This window comes from Neoroseomonas marina, from assembly GCF_012927745.1.
GTDB classification, from domain to species: Bacteria; Pseudomonadota; Alphaproteobacteria; order Acetobacterales; family Acetobacteraceae; genus Neoroseomonas; species Neoroseomonas marina.
Genome location: NZ_JABBKX010000001.1, coordinates 280,200 through 297,634, shown reverse-complemented (window position 1 = coordinate 297,634; position 17,435 = coordinate 280,200). Strand labels below are relative to the sequence as shown.

Here is a 17,435-nt window from a genome sequence, read left to right as displayed (position 1 = left end):
CCATGCGTCCTCCGAGGCAGATGCAGCTGCGCCCGGGCGCGTTCCGGGAGACGGCATCTGCCCGAAGGATCGAGGCGCCCTGGCAGTGCAGCCGAAACGGCCCGGATCGGGCGGCGGCCAAACGTCGGCGGCTGGGAGACGCACCGGCGCGCCCGCGCGGCTGATTGTGCCGGCCCGCCGATCGACCATGCCTTCGATGTGGTGGACGGCGGAGAAGCCATCCCGAAGCCTCGTTCTCTGCAGCGTGCGGGGACCCGCGGAGCGATCCCCGGGCGATCGGCCGCGCGTGACGCCGGCATCACGCGCGGAATCGAGCCCGGCACCTTGGGCGAGATCGCCCCTGGCACGCCGCCGCGCCGCCGAGATGGCCGCGTCGCCGTCGTCCCCGAGACGCCGGGCGACGGGATGGGCGTCTTCGGCCACGACACGGCCGGCGGCGACGAAGCCTCCAGCCATGCCGGCGAGATCGCCGGCCGCGCCGGGCCGTCGATCTGGCGCCGCGGCCGGTCAGCTGCGCACCACCTCGGCGCGCCCGGCTTCCACCACCATCCGCGCCGCCGTCTCCCGCGGCGCGCCTTCCCGCGTCACGAAGGGCAGGGCGACGAACTCGGTCGTCAGGCGCTGCGTCGTCGCCTCCGCCACGCAATAGCCGCGCCGCGCGTGGAACAGCGCGATGTCCGGGTTGCGGCGCAGCACCTCCTCGCCGCCGCGCGTCATCTCGGCGCCGTCGCCCTCGCTGGTGACGGAGGTCGCCGTGAATTCGGTCGCGACGGGCGCGCTCGACGCATCCTCGGGCCGGCGGCGGACGGTCGCGGCGAGGGCCACGTGCACGTCGCCCGACAGCACCACGGGATTGGGCGTGCGCCGCTCGGCGATGCCGTCGAGCAGCCGTTGCCGCGCCGCCGGGTAGGCATCCCACTTGTCCATCGAGATCGCGCCGTCGCGCAGTTCGCGCCGCATCAGCGGCACCTGCTGGGCGAGGATGTTCCACCGCGCCGGGCTGCGCGCCATGCCGTCGAGCAGCCAGCGTTCCTGCGCCGCGCCGAGCATCTGCGCCTCGGCGCGGAAGACCTCGGGGCAGGCGGGCTTCGCGCCGTCGCCGCAGGGCTGGTCGTCGCGGAACTGGCGGGTGTCGAGCACGTTCACCCGCATCAGCGTGCCGAAGTCGAGCCGCCGGTAGGCGGTGATGTCCGGCCCGCGCGGCAGGGCGGTGCGGCGGACCGGCATGTTCTCGTACCAGGCCTGGAAGGCGGCGGCCTTGCGCAGCGCGAAGACCTCGGGCGGCACGGCGACGGGGAAGCGGCCGCGGCCGTCCTCCTCGCTGAAGGGGCCGGCCCAGTTGTTGTCGACCTCGTGGTCGTCGTAGCTCGGCAGGAAGGGGTGCGCGGCGTGGGCGGCCTGCAGGTCCGGATCGGTGCGGTACTGGGCATAGCGCAGGCGATAGTCGGCGAGGCTCACCGTCTCCTCGCCCAGGTGCGAGCGCACGATGGGGCCCCAGCCGCGCTGGCCGGGCTGCCGGCCGGCGTATTCGTAGATGTAGTCGCCATAGTGGAAGACGAAGTCGAGGTCGGCTTCCTCGGCGATCTTCCGCCAGGCGGTGAAGTGGCCGTGCTCGTAGTGCTGGCAGCCGGCGAAGGCGAAGCGGATGCGCGGCGGGGCGGCGCCCGGGGCGGGGGCGGTGCGGGCGCGGCCCGTGGGGCTGGCCGCGTCGCCGGCCTGGAAGCGGTAGACGTAGGGGCGACCGGGCGCGAGGCCCGAGACCTCGACATGCACGGCGTGGGCGAGTTCCGGACGGGCGATGGCGCTGCCGCTCGCGGCGATCCGCGCGAAGGCCTCGTCCTCGGCGATCTCCCAGCTCACGGGTACGGCGCGTCGGGGCATGCCGCCGTCGGGCGCGAGCGGCTCGGGGGCCAGGCGCGTCCAGATCACGAAGCCATCCGGCGCCGGTTCGCCGCTGGCCACGCCGAGGGCGAAGGGAAAGGCGCGAAACGCCGGCTGGGCCAGGCCCTCGCGCACCGGCGCCCCGATCGCCGCGAGCGCCGCGAGCCCGGTGGACCCCCGCAACAGGCCGCGGCGCGACAGGTCGAGGATGTGGCGGCGGATGGTGTCCATCGGGTGACGTTCCAGGGCGTGGGCGAGAAGGGTGGCAAGGCGCGGGTCGGGGCGGGGTGAAGCCTGCGTGACGCCGCGGCGACGCGCCAGGGCCTTCCGGCCGCTCTGCCTGCATGCCCAAACTGCGCAAAATCCACGGGAGGACCAGGCATGACCCTCAGTCGACGCGCAGCGCTTGCCACGCCCGCCATCCTGCTGCTGCCGCGCGCGGCGCAGGCCGCCTTTCCGGACCGGCCTGTCCGCATCGTGGTCCCCTTCGCCGCCGGGACATCCTCCGACCTGCAGGCGCGCATGATCGGGGAACGGATGGCCCCGCTGCTGGGCCAGCCCGTGGTGGTGGACAACCGGGCCGGGGCCGGCGGTACCGTGGGCGCGGACGCGGTCGCGAAGTCGCCGCCGGACGGGCATACGCTGCTGTTGGGGTCGAACGGGCCGCTGACCAATGCGCCTGTGCTCCAGGCCCGTCTCTCCTACGACCCGGCCAAGGACCTGGCGGCCGTCGCGATGATCAGCCGCAGCCCGCTGACGCTCACCGTGAAGGCCGACAGCCCATGGCGCAGCCTCGCGGATGTGCTGGCCGCGGCGCGGGCCGCCCCGGGGCGGATCGCGATCGGATCGTCGGGGCAGGGCAGTGCGACGCATTTCCTGATCGAACAGGTGATGGCGGCGGCCGGCGTCCAGTTCACCCATGTGCCCTACCGGGGGTCGAGCGCCTCGGTCCCCGACGTGATCGCCGGCAACATCCCCCTCGTGATGGCCGAGGTCTCGACCGTCCTGCCCACCTTCCGGGGCGGACAGACGCGAATCCTGGCGATGACCTCGGCCGCGCGGATGCCGATCGCGCCCGAGGTGCCGACGCTGATCGAAGGCGGGCTGGACCTGACCGGTGGGTCCTGGGCCGGGCTTGTCGCGCCGGCCGGCACCCCCGCGGCGTCGCTCGCGGCGCTGGCCCAGGCGGTACGGACGGGGCTCGCGGACCCGACCTACCGCCAGCGACAGGCGGAGTTGGGGGCGGAGATCGTCGCGGCCCGGGAACAGACCCCCGAAGGCTTCGCCGCCTGGCTGGACCGCGAACGGGCGACGATCCGGGCCGTCGCGGAGCGGGCGGGGATCCGGCCGGAATAGCCGCGACCCCTTGCCCCCGCCCGCCGTTTCGGCCATATCCCCGCCCGCCGGACGGGGGCGACCCCGCCCGGTAATCCGCACGCGGCGCGCCCATCCTTCACCGAGGCTGGGTCCGGTCCCCGGGAGACATCCGGGGCATTGCACCGCGGAGGCTCAACCGGACTATTCGGAAAGGAGGCTCGCCCCATGGCGATGCGTGAAGTCACCCTGCGTGCCCTGCTCGAGGCGGGCGTCCACTTCGGCCACCATACGCGCCGCTGGAACCCGCGCATGGCGCCCTACATCTTCGGCGTCCGCAACCAGGTCCACATCCTCGACCTGCAGCAGACCGTCCCGATGATGGAGCGCGCGCTGCGCGCCGTGCGCGACACCGTCGCCGCCGGCGGCCGCGTGCTGTTCGTCGGCACCAAGAAGGCCGCCGCCGACTACGTCGCGGAAGCGGCGACCCGTTGCGGCCAGTACTACGTCAACCATCGCTGGCTCGGCGGCATGCTGACCAACTGGAAGACGATCACGGGCTCGATCAAGCGCCTGAAGCAGATGGACGAGCGTCTGGGCGGCGACACGGCCGGCCTGACGAAGAAGGAAGTCCTGATGCTGACGCGCGAGAAGGAGAAGCTCGACCGCGCGCTCGGCGGCATCAAGGAGATGGGCGGCCTGCCCGACATCATCTTCGTGATCGACACCGTGAAGGAGAAGCTGGCGATCGAGGAGGCCAACAAGCTCGGCATCCCCGTCATCGCCGTGGTCGACTCCAACGCGGACCCCGCGGGCGTGACCTTCCCGATCCCGGGCAACGACGACGCGATCCGCGCGATCACGCTCTACTGCGACATGGTCGCCTCCGCGGTGCTGGACGGCATCTCGGCCGAGCTCCAGGCGTCCGGCGTCGATGTCGGCTCGGCCGAGGAACTGGCCCCCGAGGCGCTGCCGGAAGCCCCGGTCGAGGCCGAGGCGCAGCCCCAGGCCTGAGCCTGACCTGCCGGGGCCCTCAGCGGCCCCGGTTCCTTTTCATCCCTGGCAACCACGGAGCACTCCGATGGCCGAGATCACTGCGGCGATGGTCCGCGACCTGCGCGAGAAGACCGGCGCGGGCATGATGGATTGCAAGAAGGCGCTCGTCGAAGCGAATGGCGACATGGAGGCCGCGGTCGACTGGCTGCGCAAGAAGGGCCTGTCGGCCGCCGCCAAGAAGTCCGGCCGCGTCGCCGCCGAGGGCCTGATCGCCGTCGCCTCCGCCCCGCGCACCGCCGCGATGGTGGAAGTGAACGCCGAGACCGACTTCGTCGCCCGCAACGAGCACTTCCAGGCCTTCTGCGCCGCGGTGGCCGAGCTCGTGCTGACGGTCGGCGACGACATCGAGGCGCTGAAGAACGCCCGCTACCCGGGCTCGATGGACCTGGTCGAGGGCGGCACCGCCCATCGCACGGTCGGCGAGCAGCTGACGCACCTGATCGCGACGATCGGCGAGAACATGTCGATCCGCCGCGCGAAGCGCCTGCACGTCTCCGAGGGCGCGGTCGCGACCTATGTCCACTCCGCCGTGAAGCCGGGAATGGGCAAGATCGGCGTGCTCGTCGCGCTCGAGGGCCCGTCGGAGATCGCCGCGCTCGAGACGCTCGGCCGGCAGATCGGCATGCATGTCGCCGCCGCCCGCCCCGAGGCGCTCGACGTCTCGGCGGTCGATCCCTCCGCGCTGCTGCGCGAGAAGGACGTGCTGTCCGAGCAGGCCCGCGCGTCCGGCAAGCCCGAGGCGATCATCGAGAAGATGGTCGAGGGCCGTATCCGCAAGTACTACGAAGAAGTGGTGCTGCTGGAGCAGGTCTGGGTGCATGACGGCGAGAGCCGCGTGAAGGAGATCGTGAAGAAGGCGGGTGCCAACCTTGCCGGCTTCGCCCGCTTCCAGCTCGGCGAGGGCATCGAGAAGCAGGCCTCCGACTTCGCGGCCGAAGTCGCCGCGGCCGCCGGCCAGGGCTGAAGCCCGGCCCGGGCGGGGGCCATCCCCGCCCGAACCGCCTTATTGATGCCTTGCGGGCGCGGTCTCTATGGTGCCGCGCCCCTCCCTCCCTTTCGGAAGCACGATTCCCGACCATGAGCGACAAGCCCGCCTATAAGCGCGTCATGCTCAAGGTGTCCGGGGAAGCCCTGATGGGCAGCCGGGACTACGGTCTCGACACCGCCGTCTGCCGCCGCATCGCGGAGGACGTGAAGGGCGTCGTGGACCTTGGCTTCGAAGTCTGCATGGTGATCGGCGGGGGGAACATCTTCCGCGGCGTCGCCGGCGCGGCCGCCGGCATGGACCGCGCGCAGGCCGATTCGATCGGCATGCTGGCCACGGTGATGAACGCCCTCGCGATGCAGTCCGCGCTCGAGAAGGTCGGCGTGTCGACGCGCGTGCAGTCGGCGATCCCGATGACCTCGGTCTGCGAACCCTTCATCCGCCGTCGCGCCGCGCGGCACATGGAGAAGGGCCGGGTGGTGATCTTCGCCGCCGGCACGGGCAACCCCTTCTTCACCACCGACACCGCCGCTGCGTTGCGCGCGGCCGAGATGGGCTGCGACGCGCTGCTCAAGGGCACGCAGGTCGACGGCGTCTATTCGGCCGACCCGCGCAAGAACCCCAACGCCGAGCGGTACGTCACGCTCACCTACCTCGACATGCTCGCGCGGGACCTCGCGGTGATGGACGCTGCGGCCATCTCGCTGGCGCGCGAGAACAAGCTGCCCATCATCGTCTTCAACATCCACGAGGCCGGTGCCTTCACCGCCGTGATGAAAGGCGAGGGCCGCTTCACCACCGTCCACGAAGACCAGCACTGAGGGAGACGGGCCCATGGCTGCCGACTTCAAGGCCCTGAAGCAGGACCTGACGCGCCGCATGGACGGCGCGATGGAGACGCTGAAGAAGGAGTTCGCCGGGTTGCGCACCGGCCGGGCGAGCCCCGCGCTGCTCGAGCCGATCCGCGTCGAGGCCTATGGCTCGATGACGCCGCTGAACCAGGTCGCGAACATCTCGATCGCGGGGCCGGGTCTGCTGTCCGTGCAGGTCTGGGACAAGGCCCTGACCAAGCACGTCGAAAGCGCGATCCGCGAGGCGAATCTGGGCCTCAACCCCCAGGGCGAGGGCCAGGTGATCCGCGTGCCCCTGCCCCCGCTGACGCAGGAACGGCGCAACGAACTCGCCAAGGCGGCCGCCCGCTATGCCGAGCAGACCCGCGTGGCGGTGCGCGGCGTGCGCCGCGACGGCATGGAGCAGGTCAAGGGCTGGGTGAAGAAGCACGAGTTCAGCGAGGACGAGGCGAAGCGCTCCGAGGAGGAGATCCAGAAGCTCACGGACCAGTACGTGAAGCAGGTGGACGCCGTGCTCGCGGACAAGGAAAAGGATATCCGCACGGTCTGAGCCCGTGCGGCGGACGGAGGCTGGCTTGCGCAAGGGCGCGGACGGAATGCGGCAGGCGAGGGGTCGGACGGCGTGAGTGCCGTCTCCGGGCCCGCCCGCCTGCCGGCCGAACCGGCGGCCGGCCCCACCCATGTCGCGATCATCATGGACGGCAACCGGCGCTGGGCGCAGGCCCGCGGCCTGCCGGTGGCCCTCGGCCACAAGGCGGGGGCCGAGGCCGTGCGCCGCACCGTCGAGGCGGCGGCGGACCAGGGCGTCACCTGGCTCACGGTGTTCGCCTTCTCCTCCGAGAACTGGCGCCGGCCGCTCGAGGAAGTCTCGGCGCTGACCGGCCTGCTGCGCCTCTACCTCCGTTCGGAGGTCGCCAACCTCGTTAAGGAAGGCGCCCGGCTGCGGATCATCGGCGACTATCAGCGCTTCGGCCCCGAGATGGCGCGCGCCATCCGCTCGGCCGAGGAGGCGACGGCCGGGGGCACGCGCATCAACCTCAACGTGGCTTTGTCCTATGGCGCGCGGGACGAGATCCTGACCGCGACCCGCGCCGCCGCCCGGGCCATCGCCGAGGGCCGCCTCGCCCCCGAGGCGCTGGACGAGGCCACCTTCGGCGGCTTCCTCCAGACCGCGGGCATGCCGGATCCGGACCTGATCATCCGCACCTCGGGCGAACAGCGGCTGTCCAACTTCCTGCTCTGGCAGGCGGCCTATGCCGAGTTCGTCTTCCAGGACGTGCTCTGGCCGGACTACGGCGCCGACCACTTGGCCGCGGCCCTGGCCGATTTCCGGCGGCGCGAGCGCCGCTACGGGGCACGTCCCTGAGCCAGGCGGCCGCATCGGGCGGCACGCCCAAGCGCTGGCGGGACCTTCGCAAGCGCTTCCTCTCGGCCGTGGTGCTGGGGCCGACGGCGCTCGCCTGCATCTGGCTCGGTGCCGAGCCCTGGACCTTCCTCATCGCCGTGGCGGTCGCCGTGCTCGCCTGGGAATGGGTGCACCTGTGCGGGCTGCGCACGCGGGTGCTCCCCGGGATGGCGGTGCCGGTCGCCGTGCTCGCCGCCGGCATCCTGGCGGTGGAGGAGCATGTCCGGGCCTCGCTCGTCGCCCTGCTGATCGGCTGGGCGCTGACCTGGTGGACGGCGGCGCGGATGCGCGGCGCCGGGCAGCCGGGGCAGTCCGCCGGCTGGCTCGCGGCGGGCGTGCTCTACATCGGGTTGGCCGGCATCGCCCTGATCGAACTCCGTCACGACAACTATGCCGGACGGGTGAATGTGATCTTCCTGTTCCTGGTCGTGTGGGCCTCCGACATCGGGGCCTACATGGCCGGGCGGGCGTTCGGCGGGCCGAAGCTCGCGCCGGCGGTATCCCCGAACAAGACGTGGTCCGGCGCGGCCGGCGGGCTGGCGTCCGCCATCCTGGTCGGCGTCGCCGCGGCGGCTGCCCTGTATCCCGGAGGGGCTTCCCGTGCCGCGGCCGTCGCGGCCATGCTCGGGGTGATGGCGCAGGCGGGTGACCTTCTGGAAAGCTGGATCAAGCGTCGTTTCGACGTGAAGGACACGTCGAGCCTGATCCCCGGCCATGGGGGGCTGCTCGACCGGCTGGATGGCGTGATGGCCGCGGCGCCCGTGGCGGCGCTGCTCGCCTTTGCCCTGGGCCAGGGCCAGCCGCTCTGGCGATGACGCGCTCGGTCACCATCCTCGGCTCCACGGGCTCCGTCGGGCGCAGCACCGTCGCGCTGCTCGAGGCCGCCTGCGAAGGCGATTTCCAGGTCGAGGCGCTGGTCGCCAACCGGGATGCGGCCGGGCTCGCGACGCAGGCCCGGCGACTTGGGGCGCGGCTCGCCGTGGTGGCCGACCCCGGGTATTTCGGGGCGCTGCGCGACGCCCTGGCCGGTTCGGGCATCGAGGCTGCCGCGGGGCCGGAGGCCGTGATGGCCGCCGCCGCCCGGCCGGTCGACTGGACCATGGCGGCGATCGTCGGCGCGGCTGGCCTGCCGGCGACGCTGGCAGCCCTTGGCCGCGGCGGGGTGGTGGCGCTGGCCAACAAGGAATCCCTCGTTTGCGCCGGGGACATCGTGCTGGCGACCGCGCGGGCGGCCGGCGCGACGCTGCTGCCGGTCGATTCCGAGCACAACGCTATCTTCCAGGCCCTGGAGGCCCGCGGCGGCGGGGCCGACCCCTTCGCGACCGTCGAGAAGATCGTCCTCACCGCGTCCGGCGGGCCGTGCCGGACCATGACGGTGGCCGAGATGGCGGCGATGACGCCGGAGGCGGCGGTGAAGCACCCCGTCTGGTCGATGGGCGCGAAGATCTCGATCGACTCCGCCACCATGATGAACAAGGGGCTGGAACTGATCGAGGCGGTGCGCCTGTTCCCCGTGCCCGAACCGCGGGTCGAGGTGCTGGTCCACCCGCAATCGACCGTTCATGGCCTGGTCCAGTATGCCGATGGCTCCGTCATGGCGCAGCTCGGCTCGCCGGACATGCGCACGCCGATCGCCCACGCGCTGGCCTGGCCCGCGCGGATGGCCGCGGCGGTGCCGCGGCTCGACCTGGTCGCCCTCGGCCGGCTCGAGTTCTTCGCCCCCGATCCCGTCCGCTTTCCGGCGCTGCGCCTGGCGCGGGAGGCCTTGCGGGCCGGCGGCGGGGCAACCACCATATTGAATGCGGCGAACGAGACCGCGGTCGGGATGTTCCTCGACCGGCGTCTCGGCTTTCTCGACATCGCTGCGGTCGTCGAGGAGGCCTTGAGCCGCCTCGGTGCGCCCGAGGCGGCCGACCTCGACGCGATTCTCTCGCTCGACGGCGCGGCCCGGATGGAAGCGGCGCGGATCGCCGCGGAACGGGCGGCGGCCTGACGGCCTGCGCGCCAGACGGATTGGAGCGAATGGACTTCCTGCCCGACCCCCTGCGCACCGTGCTCGCCTTCGTGGTCGTGCTGGGCGTTCTGATCTTCGTGCACGAACTTGGCCACTACCTCGCCGCCCGCTGGCGCGGCGTCCATGTGGAGCGCTTCTCGATCGGCTTCGGCCGGGCGATCGCCTCCTGGCAGGACCGGCGGGGCTGCGAATGGCGGATCGGCTGGATCCCGCTCGGCGGCTACGTGAAGATGCACGGCATGGAGCATCCTTCGGACGTGGTGCCGGAGGACGGGTCCTATCGAAAGGGCGAGAGCTTCCACGAGAAGCCCGTCCGGGACCGCGCCATCGTCGTCGCCGCCGGGCCGATCTTCAATTTCCTGCTCGCGGCCCTGATCTTCGCGGCGATCTTCGCGACCTACGGCCAGCCCACCGGGTCGACGGCCGTGCAGGCGGTGGTGGCCGGGTCGGCCGCGGAGCGCGCGGGCATCGCGCCGGGCGACCGCATCATCGCCCTCGACGGACAGCGCGTCGCGCGGTTCGAGCAACTCCAGCAGCATGTGCAGCCGCGCGCGGGGCAACCGATCGAGATCCTGCTGCGGCGCGGCGATTCCGAGATGAAGGTGATCGCGACGCCGATCGCCCGGCCCGAGGACGGCCGGGGCCTGCTGGGCATCTCGGGCGGGGCGGTGGAGCGTACGCGCCTCAATCCCGTCTCGGCCCTGGTCGAGGGCACCGGGCACATGGTCGCGGTCTCCGGCCAGACGCTGGCCGGCGTCTGGCAGATGATCAGCGGCCAGCGCGGGGCGGAGGAGATCGGAGGCCCCCTCCGGATCGCCCAGCTGTCCGGCGAGGTGGCCGATCTCGGCCTGCTCCCGCTCCTGACGTTCATCGCGCTGTTGTCTGTCAACCTTGCGTTGATAAACCTGTTCCCCATTCCGATCCTCGACGGCGGGCACCTCGTCTTCTACGCGGCCGAGGCCCTGCGGGGCCGTCCGCTCACCCAGCGGGCGCAGGAATATGCCTTCCGGGGCGGCTTCGCGCTGCTGCTGACCCTCATGCTGCTGGCGACCTGGAACGACCTGACGCATCTCGGCATCGTCCGCTGGGTGACGGGCCTGATGGGCTGACGTGATCGGCACCTGGCTGGCCGGGGCCAGCCGGGGGTGGCAGGGGGGTGACGCCTCGGTTAGTGTGCGGCCCCCTCGACCGCCCCAAGATCAGGTGTCGATTCGTTGTCCAGGCTGCGCATTCTCCTTCTCGTCGTCGCCGCGCTCGCGTTGGCGCTCCCCTCTTCCGCGCAGGCGCCCGGGCGCATTGCCGCGATCGAGATCCAGGGGAACCAACGCATCGAGGCGGACACCATCCGCTCCTACATGCTGGTGCAGCCCGGTGAGCCGGCCGACGCCGATCGCCTGGACCGCAGCCTGCGCGCGCTGTTCGCGACAGGCCTGTTCCGCGACGTCGAGATCCGGCCCGAGGGCACGCGCGTCATCGTGCGCGTGGTCGAGAACCCGATCGTGAACCGCGTCGGCTTCGAGGGAAATCGGCGCATCACCTCCGATACCCTGCGTGGCGAGGTGCAGCTTCGGCCGCGGTCGGTGTTCACGCCCGCCGCCGCCCAGGCCGACCGGCAGCGCATCCTCGAGATCTATGCGCGCCGCGGCCGCTTCGGCGCCTCGGTCGAACCCAAGATCATCGAGCTCGACCAGAACCGCGTCGACGTGGTGTTCGAGATCACCGAGGGCGAGGTCGCGCTCGTCTCCCGCATCAGCTTCATCGGCAACGAGAACTACTCGGACAGCCGGCTGAAGGAGATCATCGCGACGCGCGAGCAGGCCTGGTACCGGCTGCTCTCGACCTCCGACACCTACGATCCCGACCGCCTCGCCTTCGACCGCGAGCTGCTGCGCCGCTTCTACCTGCGGCAGGGCTATGCCGACGTCGAGATCACCGGCGCCACGGCCGAGCTCGCCCCCGACCGCAGCGGCTTCTTCCTGACCTACACGATCAACGAGGGGCCGCGGTACCGCGTCGGCAGCATCGAGTTCCCGAGCACCATCCGGGGCATCGACACGACAGGCCTGATCAACGAGATCCCGATCTCCGTGGGGGACTGGTACGACGGCGACGCCGTCGAGCGGTCGGACAACCTGCTGACGGACCTGCTGGCGTCCCGCGGCTTCCCCTTCGTCGCGATCGAACCGCGCGTCACCCGCGACCGGGATGCGCGCCGCGTCGACCTCAAGTTCGAGATCAACGAGGGCCCGCGCGCCTACGTCGAGCGCATCGAGATCACCGGCAACAGCCGTACGCAGGACCGCGTCATCCGCCGCGAGTTCCGCCTGGCGGAAGGCGATCCGCTGGTCGCGCAGCAGGTGCGCCGTTCGCGCGACCGCATCCGCAGCCTCGGCTATTTCTCGGACGTGCAGATCAACACCTCGCCGGGCTCGGCGCCGGACCGGGTGATCCTGAACACCCAGGTCGCGGAACGCGCCACCGGCGAATTCACCCTGGGCGGCGGCTACTCGACCGACGCCGGCTTCCTCGTCGATGTGGGCCTGCGCGAGCGCAACCTCCTCGGCACCGGCATCGACAGTCGCGCCAACGTCACGCTCGCCCAGCGGCGCAGCCAGGTGGACATCTCGGTCACCGACCCGCAGTTCCTCGACCGCAACCTCGCGGCCGGCGCCGACGTCTTCCTGATCCAGCGCAACCTGACCGACACCTCGGGCTATCGCGAACGGCGCGCCGGCTTCGCGCTGCGCATGGGCTACGAGATCAACGAGCACCTGCGGCAGTCCTGGTCCTACTCGCTGGTCGATCGCGACATCTACGACGTGGCGGCCAACGTCTCCCGCTTCATCGCGGAGCAGGAAGGCAAGACGCTGCTGAGCCAGGTGTCGACCACCGTCACCTATGACCGCCGCGACAGCCGCATCGAGCCGCGCCAGGGCTATGTCGCGCGCGTCGGCGCCGACTTCGCCGGCCTCGGCGGCGACGTGTCGTATGTGCGCGCCCGCGCCGACGGCCAGTATTACATTCCGTTCGAGCGGCTGCTGGGCGATCCGGACTACGTGCTGGTCTTCGCCGCCGGCGGCGGCTACCTCGCCCCCTATAGCGACAACCAGTCCCGTATCGTCGACCGGTTCTTCCTGGGCGGCGAGAACCTGCGCGGCTTCGCCCTCGGTGGCGCCAGCCCGCGCGACGTCTCGACCAATGACAGCCTTGGCGGCGAGATCATCTGGACGAGCTCTGCCGAGTTCCGCTTCCCGCTCCCGGTGCCGTCGGAACTCGGCTTCATCGGCCGTGCCTTCGTCGATACCGGCGGCAACTGGCGGCTGCCGTCTTCCGTGAACAACTCGGGGTGCCCTGCCACCTTCCCGAACTGCCTGCGCGACGATTCGACGCCCCGCGTCGGCGTGGGTGTCGGCCTGTCCTGGCGTAGCCCGATCGGCCTCATCAACATCGACCTCGCCCAGGCCGTCGTGAAGCAGGACTACGACCAGACTCAGGTCTTCCGCCTCGGCTTCGGCACCCGTTTCTGAACCAGGATATCGTCTGACATGTCCCGACTCCTCACCTTCGCCCTGGCGGGCGCCATGTTCGCCCTGCCGGCCGCGGCGCAGCAGCAGCAGTGGTTCGTCCCCGGTCAGGGTCAGCAACAGCAACAGCAGCAGCCGCAGCGTCCGGCGCAGGCCCAGCAGCGCCCGGCGCAGGGCCAGGCCCAGCGGCCGACACCGACCCCGCCGCCGCTGCCCCCCGGCCAGTCGCCGCCCGCCCCGGTGATCGCCATCGTGGACGTGCCGGAGATCCAGCGCGTCTCGACCGCTTTCACGCAGGTTCGCGAAGCGATCGAGCAGCGGCGCGCCCGCCTGAATGACGACCTGCAGCGCGAGCAGCAGCGGTGGCGGGACGAGCAGCAGCGCCTCGCCAATGAGCGCGCCGGCCTGACGCCGGAGCAGCTCCGCACTCGCGAGCGCGACCTGCAGGACCGCATCACCGACAGCCAGCGCGTCCTGCGCGACCGCGCCCGCGACGTCGAGCAGCTGGCCCAGACCTCGCTGCGCGAGATCGAACAGGCCCTCGGCATCGTGATCCGGCAGGTGGCGACCAGCCGCAACGTCAACATCGTGCTGCCGCGCCCGCTCGTGATCTTCAACGAGCCGCAGTTCGACCTGACGGAGGAAGTGGCGGCGCAGCTCAACCGCATGCTGCCGAGTGTGAACCTGCCGGCCGAAGGCGCCGGGGAGCAGCCGCCCGCGCGCCCGGCGCAGCAGCAGCCCCAGCAGCGTCCGCAGCAGGGCCAGCAGCCGCGCCGGAACTGAGGCCGTGGGGGCCGATCCGCGTTTCTTCCCCTCGGCCGGGCCCCGCCGCCTGGCCGAGATCGCGGCGGCCGCCGAGGCGCGCTTCGCGGGCGAGGCGGAGCGCATCTTCACCGACGTCGCCCCGCTGGCGCTCGCCGGTCCGGAGGACGTCGCCTTCTATGAAGGCCGCCGCCATATCGCGGCGCTGAAGGCGACGCGCGCCGGCGCCGTGTTGTTGCCGGCCGGCACCGAGGGCGATCTGCCTGCGGGGACCATCGCGCTGATCTGCGCCGCGCCGCAGCTGGCCTATGCCCGCGTCGCCGCCCTGTTCCACCCCCGGCCCAGGCCTGTGCCGGGCATCCACCCGACCGCCGTGGTGGGGGAGGGCGCGACGATCGAGGAGGGGTGCGAGATCGGGCCCTTCGCCGTGATCGGCGCGCGGGCGGAGATCGGTCCCGGTTGCATCATCGGGCCGCACGCGGTCGTCGGGGACGGGTGCGTGCTGGGCGCGGGGTGCATCCTGCGATCCCACGCCTCCTTGCTGCACTGCCTGGCCGGCGTGGCGGTGGTGTTGAATGAAGGCGCCCGCGTCGGCGGGGAAGGCTACGGCTTCGTCACGACGCCGATGGGCGAACACGTGACGGTGCCGCAGATCGGCCGGGTCATCCTGGGCGACGCGGTCGAGATCGGCGTGAATGCCTGCGTCGACCGCGGGGCCGGCGGGGACACGGTTCTCGGGCCGGGGACCCGCCTCGACAACCTCGTGCAGATCGGACACAACGTGAAGACGGGGCGCGGCTGTGTCATCGTCGCCCAGGTGGGCATCGCCGGCTCGGCCGAACTTGGCGACTTCGTGGTCGTAGCGGCGCAAGCCGGCGTTGTCGGTCACATCACGGTCGGGTCCAAGGCGCGGGTCGGCGCCCAGGCTGGCGTGATGAACGACGTGCCGCCCGGCACCGACGTGGTCGGCAGCCCCGCCTGGCCGGCGCGCGAGACCATGCGCGCCTTCGCCCGCCTGCGTCAGCTGGCGGCGGCGCCGAAAAAGGACGGAACATCGGGCGGATCGCCATGAACGACGAACAGACCACGCCGGCCGAGGTCGGCACCCTCCAGATCGCGCAGATCATGCACGCGATCCCGCATCGCTACCCGTTCCTGCTGGTGGATCGCGTCGTCGAGCTGGTGAAGAACGACAGCTGCATCGGCATCAAGAACGTCACGATCAACGAGAACTTCTTCCAGGGCCACTTCCCGACCATGCCGGTGATGCCCGGCGTGCTGATCATCGAGTGCATGGCCCAGACCGCGGCGGTGCTGGTGGTCGAGACGCTCGGCCCCGACTGGGCCGGCAAGCTCGTCTATTTCATGACGGTGGACCAGGCGAAGTTCCGCAAGCCGGTGGTGCCCGGCGACCAGATGCGCGTGCACGTGAAGAAGGAACGCCAGCGCGGGAACATCTGGAAGTTCAACGCCGAGGCGAAGGTGGACGGCAAGGTCGTGGCCGAGGCCACCTATGCCGCGATGATCCTGGACAAGTGAGCATGGCCGAAATCCATCCCACCGCGGCGGTCGCCCCCGGCGCCGTCATCGGTGCGGGCTGCCGCGTCGGCCCCGGTTGCGTCGTCGGTCCCGACGTCGTGCTCGAGGACGATGTCGAACTGATCGCCCATGTCGTGGTCGACGGGCATACGCGGCTCGGCAAGGGCGTGCGGGTCTTCCCCTTCGCGACCATCGGCATGGCGCCGCAGGACCTGAAGTACAAGAACGAGCCCACGCGCTGCGAGGTCGGCGCCGGGACGCTGGTGCGCGAAGGCGCGACGATCCATCGCGCCAGCGTCGGCGGCGGCGGCGTCACGGTCGTCGGTGCCGGCTGCATGCTGATGGCGACCGCCCATGTCGCGCATGACTGCGTGCTCGGCGACGGCGTCATCCTCGCGAACAACGTGATGCTCGGCGGGCATGTGCGTGTCGGGGCCGGCGCCTTCATCGGCGGCGGCGCAGCGGTGCACCAGACCGTGCGCGTCGGGCGGCTCGCGATGGTCAGCGGGCTGGCCGGCGTGACCAACGACATCCCGCCCTTCGGCTACGTCTTCGGCCTGCCGGCGCGCCTCGTCGGGTTCAACAAGATCGGTCTGCTGCGCCGCGGTGCGTCGCGCGACCAGCTGCGCACCCTGCGGTCGGTGCACAACCTGCTGTTCAAGGATGCCGGCGAGTTCGCCGCGAAGCTCGCCGAGGTCGAGACCCGCTTCGGCGCCGATCCGCTGGTGCAGGAACTCATCGTCTTCGTGCGCGACCCCTCGCGCCGCCGCCAGCTCGTCCGGCCGGGCCGCATGGCGGCGCCGGAGCTCGGCGGCACGGATGAGGAGAACGGGGAGGCGTCGTGACCCCCCCCGAGGGCCCCCTCGGCATCATCGCGGGCGGCGGCGGGCTGCCCGTCCGCGTGGCGGAGGCGGTCGCCGCCTCCGGCCGGCCCGTGGCGGTCGCCGTGCTGGACGGACATGGCGATCCCGCGGCCTACGGGGCTTTCGCGCATGCTGCCTTCCGGTGGGGCCTCGCGGCCCAGATGCTCGCCTGGCTGAAGGGGCATGGCGTGCGGCAGGTGGTGCTGGCGGGGACCGTCTCGCGGCCGTCGCTGCTCTCGCTGCGGCCCGATGCGGCGGGGGTGAAGCTCCTCGCGCGCATCGGCCGGGCTGCCTTCACGGGCGATGATTCGATCCTGCGCGCGGTGATGACGGTCCTGGCCGAGGACGGGTTCGAGGTGGTCGGCGCCCAGCAGGTCCTGGCAGGGCTGCTGCCGGCGGCCGCGCTGCTGGCCGGGCCGGCCCCGGACGACCTCGCGCGCGCGGACATCCAGCGGGGCCTCGCGGTCTGCCGGGCGCTCGGCGCGGCGGATGTCGGGCAGGGCTGCGTCGTCCAGCAGGGGCTGGTGCTGGCCGTCGAGGCCATCGAGGGCACCGACGCCATGCTCGACCGCTGTGGCGCGCTCCGGCGCGATGGGCCGGGCGGCGTGCTGGTGAAATGCGTGAAGCCCGGCCAGTCGCGCCTGGCCGATCTCCCGACCATCGGCCCGCAGACCGTGGAGGGCGCCCTCGCCGCCGGGCTTCGCGGCTTGGCCTTCGAGGCCGACGGCACCATCCTTCTGGATCGCGAGACCACCATCGCCCGGGCGGCGGCAGCGGGGCTGTTCCTGCTGGCTTTCGACCCGGCCGAATTCACCGAAGGAACCACAGCATGAGCCAGGGCCGCTTCCTGCACACGATGATCCGCGTGGGCGAGATCGATCGCAGCGTGAAGTTCTACACCGAGCTCCTCGGCATGAAGGAGCTGCGTCGGAACGACGTGCCGGCGGGCAAGTATACGCTCGTCTTCCTCGGCTACGGCGAGGGCAACAAGGAAGGCCAGGGCGAGATCGAGCTGACCTACAACTACGGCGTCGAGAAGTACGAGCTTGGCAATGCCTTCGGCCATCTCGCGGTCGGCGTGCCGGACGTGGCGGCCGCCTGCGAGAAGGTGCGCGCCGGTGGCGGCAAGGTGACGCGCGAGGCCGGGCCGGTGAAGCACGGCACGACCATCATCGCCTTCGTCGAGGACCCCGACGGCTACAAGATCGAGCTGATCCAGCGCATGTCCTGACGCGGGGCGG

Annotated in this window: 17 protein-coding genes; 16 read left to right on the top strand and 1 reads right to left on the bottom strand. The window is 71.7% G+C overall.

The features are described 5' to 3' along the window. Positions 1-507: 507 nt before the first annotated feature. A complete protein-coding gene (locus GWK16_RS01485; RefSeq protein ID WP_170052200.1) occupies positions 508-2,112 on the bottom strand; it encodes an alkaline phosphatase D family protein in 1,605 nt (534 codons plus the stop codon). A gap of 150 nt (positions 2,113-2,262) precedes the next feature. Here GWK16_RS01485 and GWK16_RS01480 point away from each other — a divergent pair, with 150 nt between their 5' ends. The 16 genes from GWK16_RS01480 (at position 2,263) to gloA (ending at position 17,425) form a co-directional block, all read left to right on the top strand. Further along, positions 2,263-3,237, top strand: a complete 975-nt coding sequence (locus tag GWK16_RS01480) for a Bug family tripartite tricarboxylate transporter substrate binding protein (RefSeq protein WP_170052199.1) — start codon at positions 2,263-2,265, stop codon at positions 3,235-3,237. Positions 3,238-3,423: 186 nt separating this feature from the next. Beyond that, positions 3,424-4,209: a 30S ribosomal protein S2 gene (gene rpsB, locus GWK16_RS01475; protein ID WP_170052198.1), complete on the top strand. Its 786-nt coding sequence runs from the start codon at positions 3,424-3,426 to the stop codon at positions 4,207-4,209. Between the two features lie 67 nt (positions 4,210-4,276). Next, positions 4,277-5,215, top strand: a complete 939-nt coding sequence (tsf, locus tag GWK16_RS01470; RefSeq protein WP_170052197.1) for a translation elongation factor Ts — start codon at positions 4,277-4,279, stop codon at positions 5,213-5,215. A 113-nt stretch (positions 5,216-5,328) separates the two neighbouring features. Further along, positions 5,329-6,057 carry a UMP kinase gene (pyrH, locus tag GWK16_RS01465; RefSeq protein ID WP_170052196.1) on the top strand — a complete coding sequence of 243 codons (729 nt, stop codon included), beginning with the start codon at positions 5,329-5,331 and terminating at the stop codon, positions 6,055-6,057. Positions 6,058-6,070: 13 nt separating this feature from the next. After that, positions 6,071-6,637, top strand: coding sequence for a ribosome recycling factor (frr, locus tag GWK16_RS01460; RefSeq protein WP_168041122.1), 567 nt, complete (start codon positions 6,071-6,073; stop codon positions 6,635-6,637). Between the two features lie 144 nt (positions 6,638-6,781). Beyond that, positions 6,782-7,453 (top strand): polyprenyl diphosphate synthase, encoded by a 672-nt coding sequence (gene uppS, locus GWK16_RS01455; RefSeq protein ID WP_170052853.1) that lies wholly within the window; start codon positions 6,782-6,784, stop codon positions 7,451-7,453. Between the two features lie 71 nt (positions 7,454-7,524). Beyond that, a complete protein-coding gene (locus GWK16_RS01450; RefSeq protein ID WP_338144366.1) occupies positions 7,525-8,307 on the top strand; it encodes a phosphatidate cytidylyltransferase in 783 nt (260 codons plus the stop codon). Beyond that, entirely contained in the window at positions 8,304-9,485 is a 1,182-nt protein-coding gene (gene dxr, locus GWK16_RS01445; protein ID WP_170052195.1) for a 1-deoxy-D-xylulose-5-phosphate reductoisomerase, read from the top strand. The genes GWK16_RS01450 and dxr overlap by 4 nt, the downstream gene beginning before the upstream one ends. A 29-nt stretch (positions 9,486-9,514) precedes the next feature. Next, entirely contained in the window at positions 9,515-10,615 is a 1,101-nt protein-coding gene (gene rseP, locus GWK16_RS01440) for an RIP metalloprotease RseP (protein WP_211187022.1), read from the top strand. Between the two features lie 105 nt (positions 10,616-10,720). Further along, positions 10,721-13,033, top strand: a complete 2,313-nt coding sequence (bamA, locus tag GWK16_RS01435; RefSeq protein WP_170052194.1) for an outer membrane protein assembly factor BamA — start codon at positions 10,721-10,723, stop codon at positions 13,031-13,033. An 18-nt stretch (positions 13,034-13,051) separates the two neighbouring features. Further along, on the top strand, positions 13,052-13,813 hold the full coding sequence (locus GWK16_RS01430; RefSeq protein ID WP_170052193.1) for an OmpH family outer membrane protein: 762 nt from the start codon (positions 13,052-13,054) through the stop codon (positions 13,811-13,813). Positions 13,814-13,817: 4 nt separating this feature from the next. Beyond that, positions 13,818-14,864 carry a UDP-3-O-(3-hydroxymyristoyl)glucosamine N-acyltransferase gene (gene lpxD, locus GWK16_RS01425; RefSeq protein ID WP_170052192.1) on the top strand — a complete coding sequence of 349 codons (1,047 nt, stop codon included), beginning with the start codon at positions 13,818-13,820 and terminating at the stop codon, positions 14,862-14,864. Beyond that, positions 14,861-15,331: a 3-hydroxyacyl-ACP dehydratase FabZ gene (gene fabZ / locus GWK16_RS01420; RefSeq protein WP_170052191.1), complete on the top strand. Its 471-nt coding sequence runs from the start codon at positions 14,861-14,863 to the stop codon at positions 15,329-15,331. The genes lpxD and fabZ overlap by 4 nt, the downstream gene beginning before the upstream one ends. A gap of 2 nt (positions 15,332-15,333) precedes the next feature. Beyond that, complete coding sequence (lpxA, locus tag GWK16_RS01415) at positions 15,334-16,176, top strand: acyl-ACP--UDP-N-acetylglucosamine O-acyltransferase (protein ID WP_170052190.1); 843 nt, start codon at positions 15,334-15,336, stop codon at positions 16,174-16,176. Beyond that, entirely contained in the window at positions 16,173-17,027 is an 855-nt protein-coding gene (locus tag GWK16_RS01410) for a UDP-2,3-diacylglucosamine diphosphatase LpxI domain-containing protein (RefSeq protein WP_170052189.1), read from the top strand. The genes lpxA and GWK16_RS01410 overlap by 4 nt, the downstream gene beginning before the upstream one ends. Next, positions 17,024-17,425 carry a lactoylglutathione lyase gene (gloA, locus tag GWK16_RS01405; RefSeq protein WP_170052188.1) on the top strand — a complete coding sequence of 134 codons (402 nt, stop codon included), beginning with the start codon at positions 17,024-17,026 and terminating at the stop codon, positions 17,423-17,425. Before GWK16_RS01410 ends, gloA begins: the two co-directional genes overlap by 4 nt. Positions 17,426-17,435 lie beyond the last annotated feature (10 nt).

Coding starts and splice junctions, on each gene's coding strand:
- pyrH (WP_170052196.1), top strand. CDS start 5,329: ATGAGCGACAAGCCCGCCTATAAGCGCGTCATGCTCAAGGTGTCCGGG.
- tsf (WP_170052197.1), top strand. CDS start 4,277: ATGGCCGAGATCACTGCGGCGATGGTCCGCGACCTGCGCGAGAAGACC.
- rseP (WP_211187022.1), top strand. CDS start 9,515: ATGGACTTCCTGCCCGACCCCCTGCGCACCGTGCTCGCCTTCGTGGTC.
- GWK16_RS01430 (WP_170052193.1), top strand. CDS start 13,052: ATGTCCCGACTCCTCACCTTCGCCCTGGCGGGCGCCATGTTCGCCCTG.
- lpxA (WP_170052190.1), top strand. CDS start 15,334: ATGGCCGAAATCCATCCCACCGCGGCGGTCGCCCCCGGCGCCGTCATC.
- frr (WP_168041122.1), top strand. CDS start 6,071: ATGGCTGCCGACTTCAAGGCCCTGAAGCAGGACCTGACGCGCCGCATG.
- GWK16_RS01485 (WP_170052200.1), bottom strand. CDS start 2,112: ATGGACACCATCCGCCGCCACATCCTCGACCTGTCGCGCCGCGGCCTG.
- uppS (WP_170052853.1), top strand. CDS start 6,782: ATGGACGGCAACCGGCGCTGGGCGCAGGCCCGCGGCCTGCCGGTGGCC.
- gloA (WP_170052188.1), top strand. CDS start 17,024: ATGAGCCAGGGCCGCTTCCTGCACACGATGATCCGCGTGGGCGAGATC.
- fabZ (WP_170052191.1), top strand. CDS start 14,861: ATGAACGACGAACAGACCACGCCGGCCGAGGTCGGCACCCTCCAGATC.
- rpsB (WP_170052198.1), top strand. CDS start 3,424: ATGGCGATGCGTGAAGTCACCCTGCGTGCCCTGCTCGAGGCGGGCGTC.
- GWK16_RS01480 (WP_170052199.1), top strand. CDS start 2,263: ATGACCCTCAGTCGACGCGCAGCGCTTGCCACGCCCGCCATCCTGCTG.
- dxr (WP_170052195.1), top strand. CDS start 8,304: ATGACGCGCTCGGTCACCATCCTCGGCTCCACGGGCTCCGTCGGGCGC.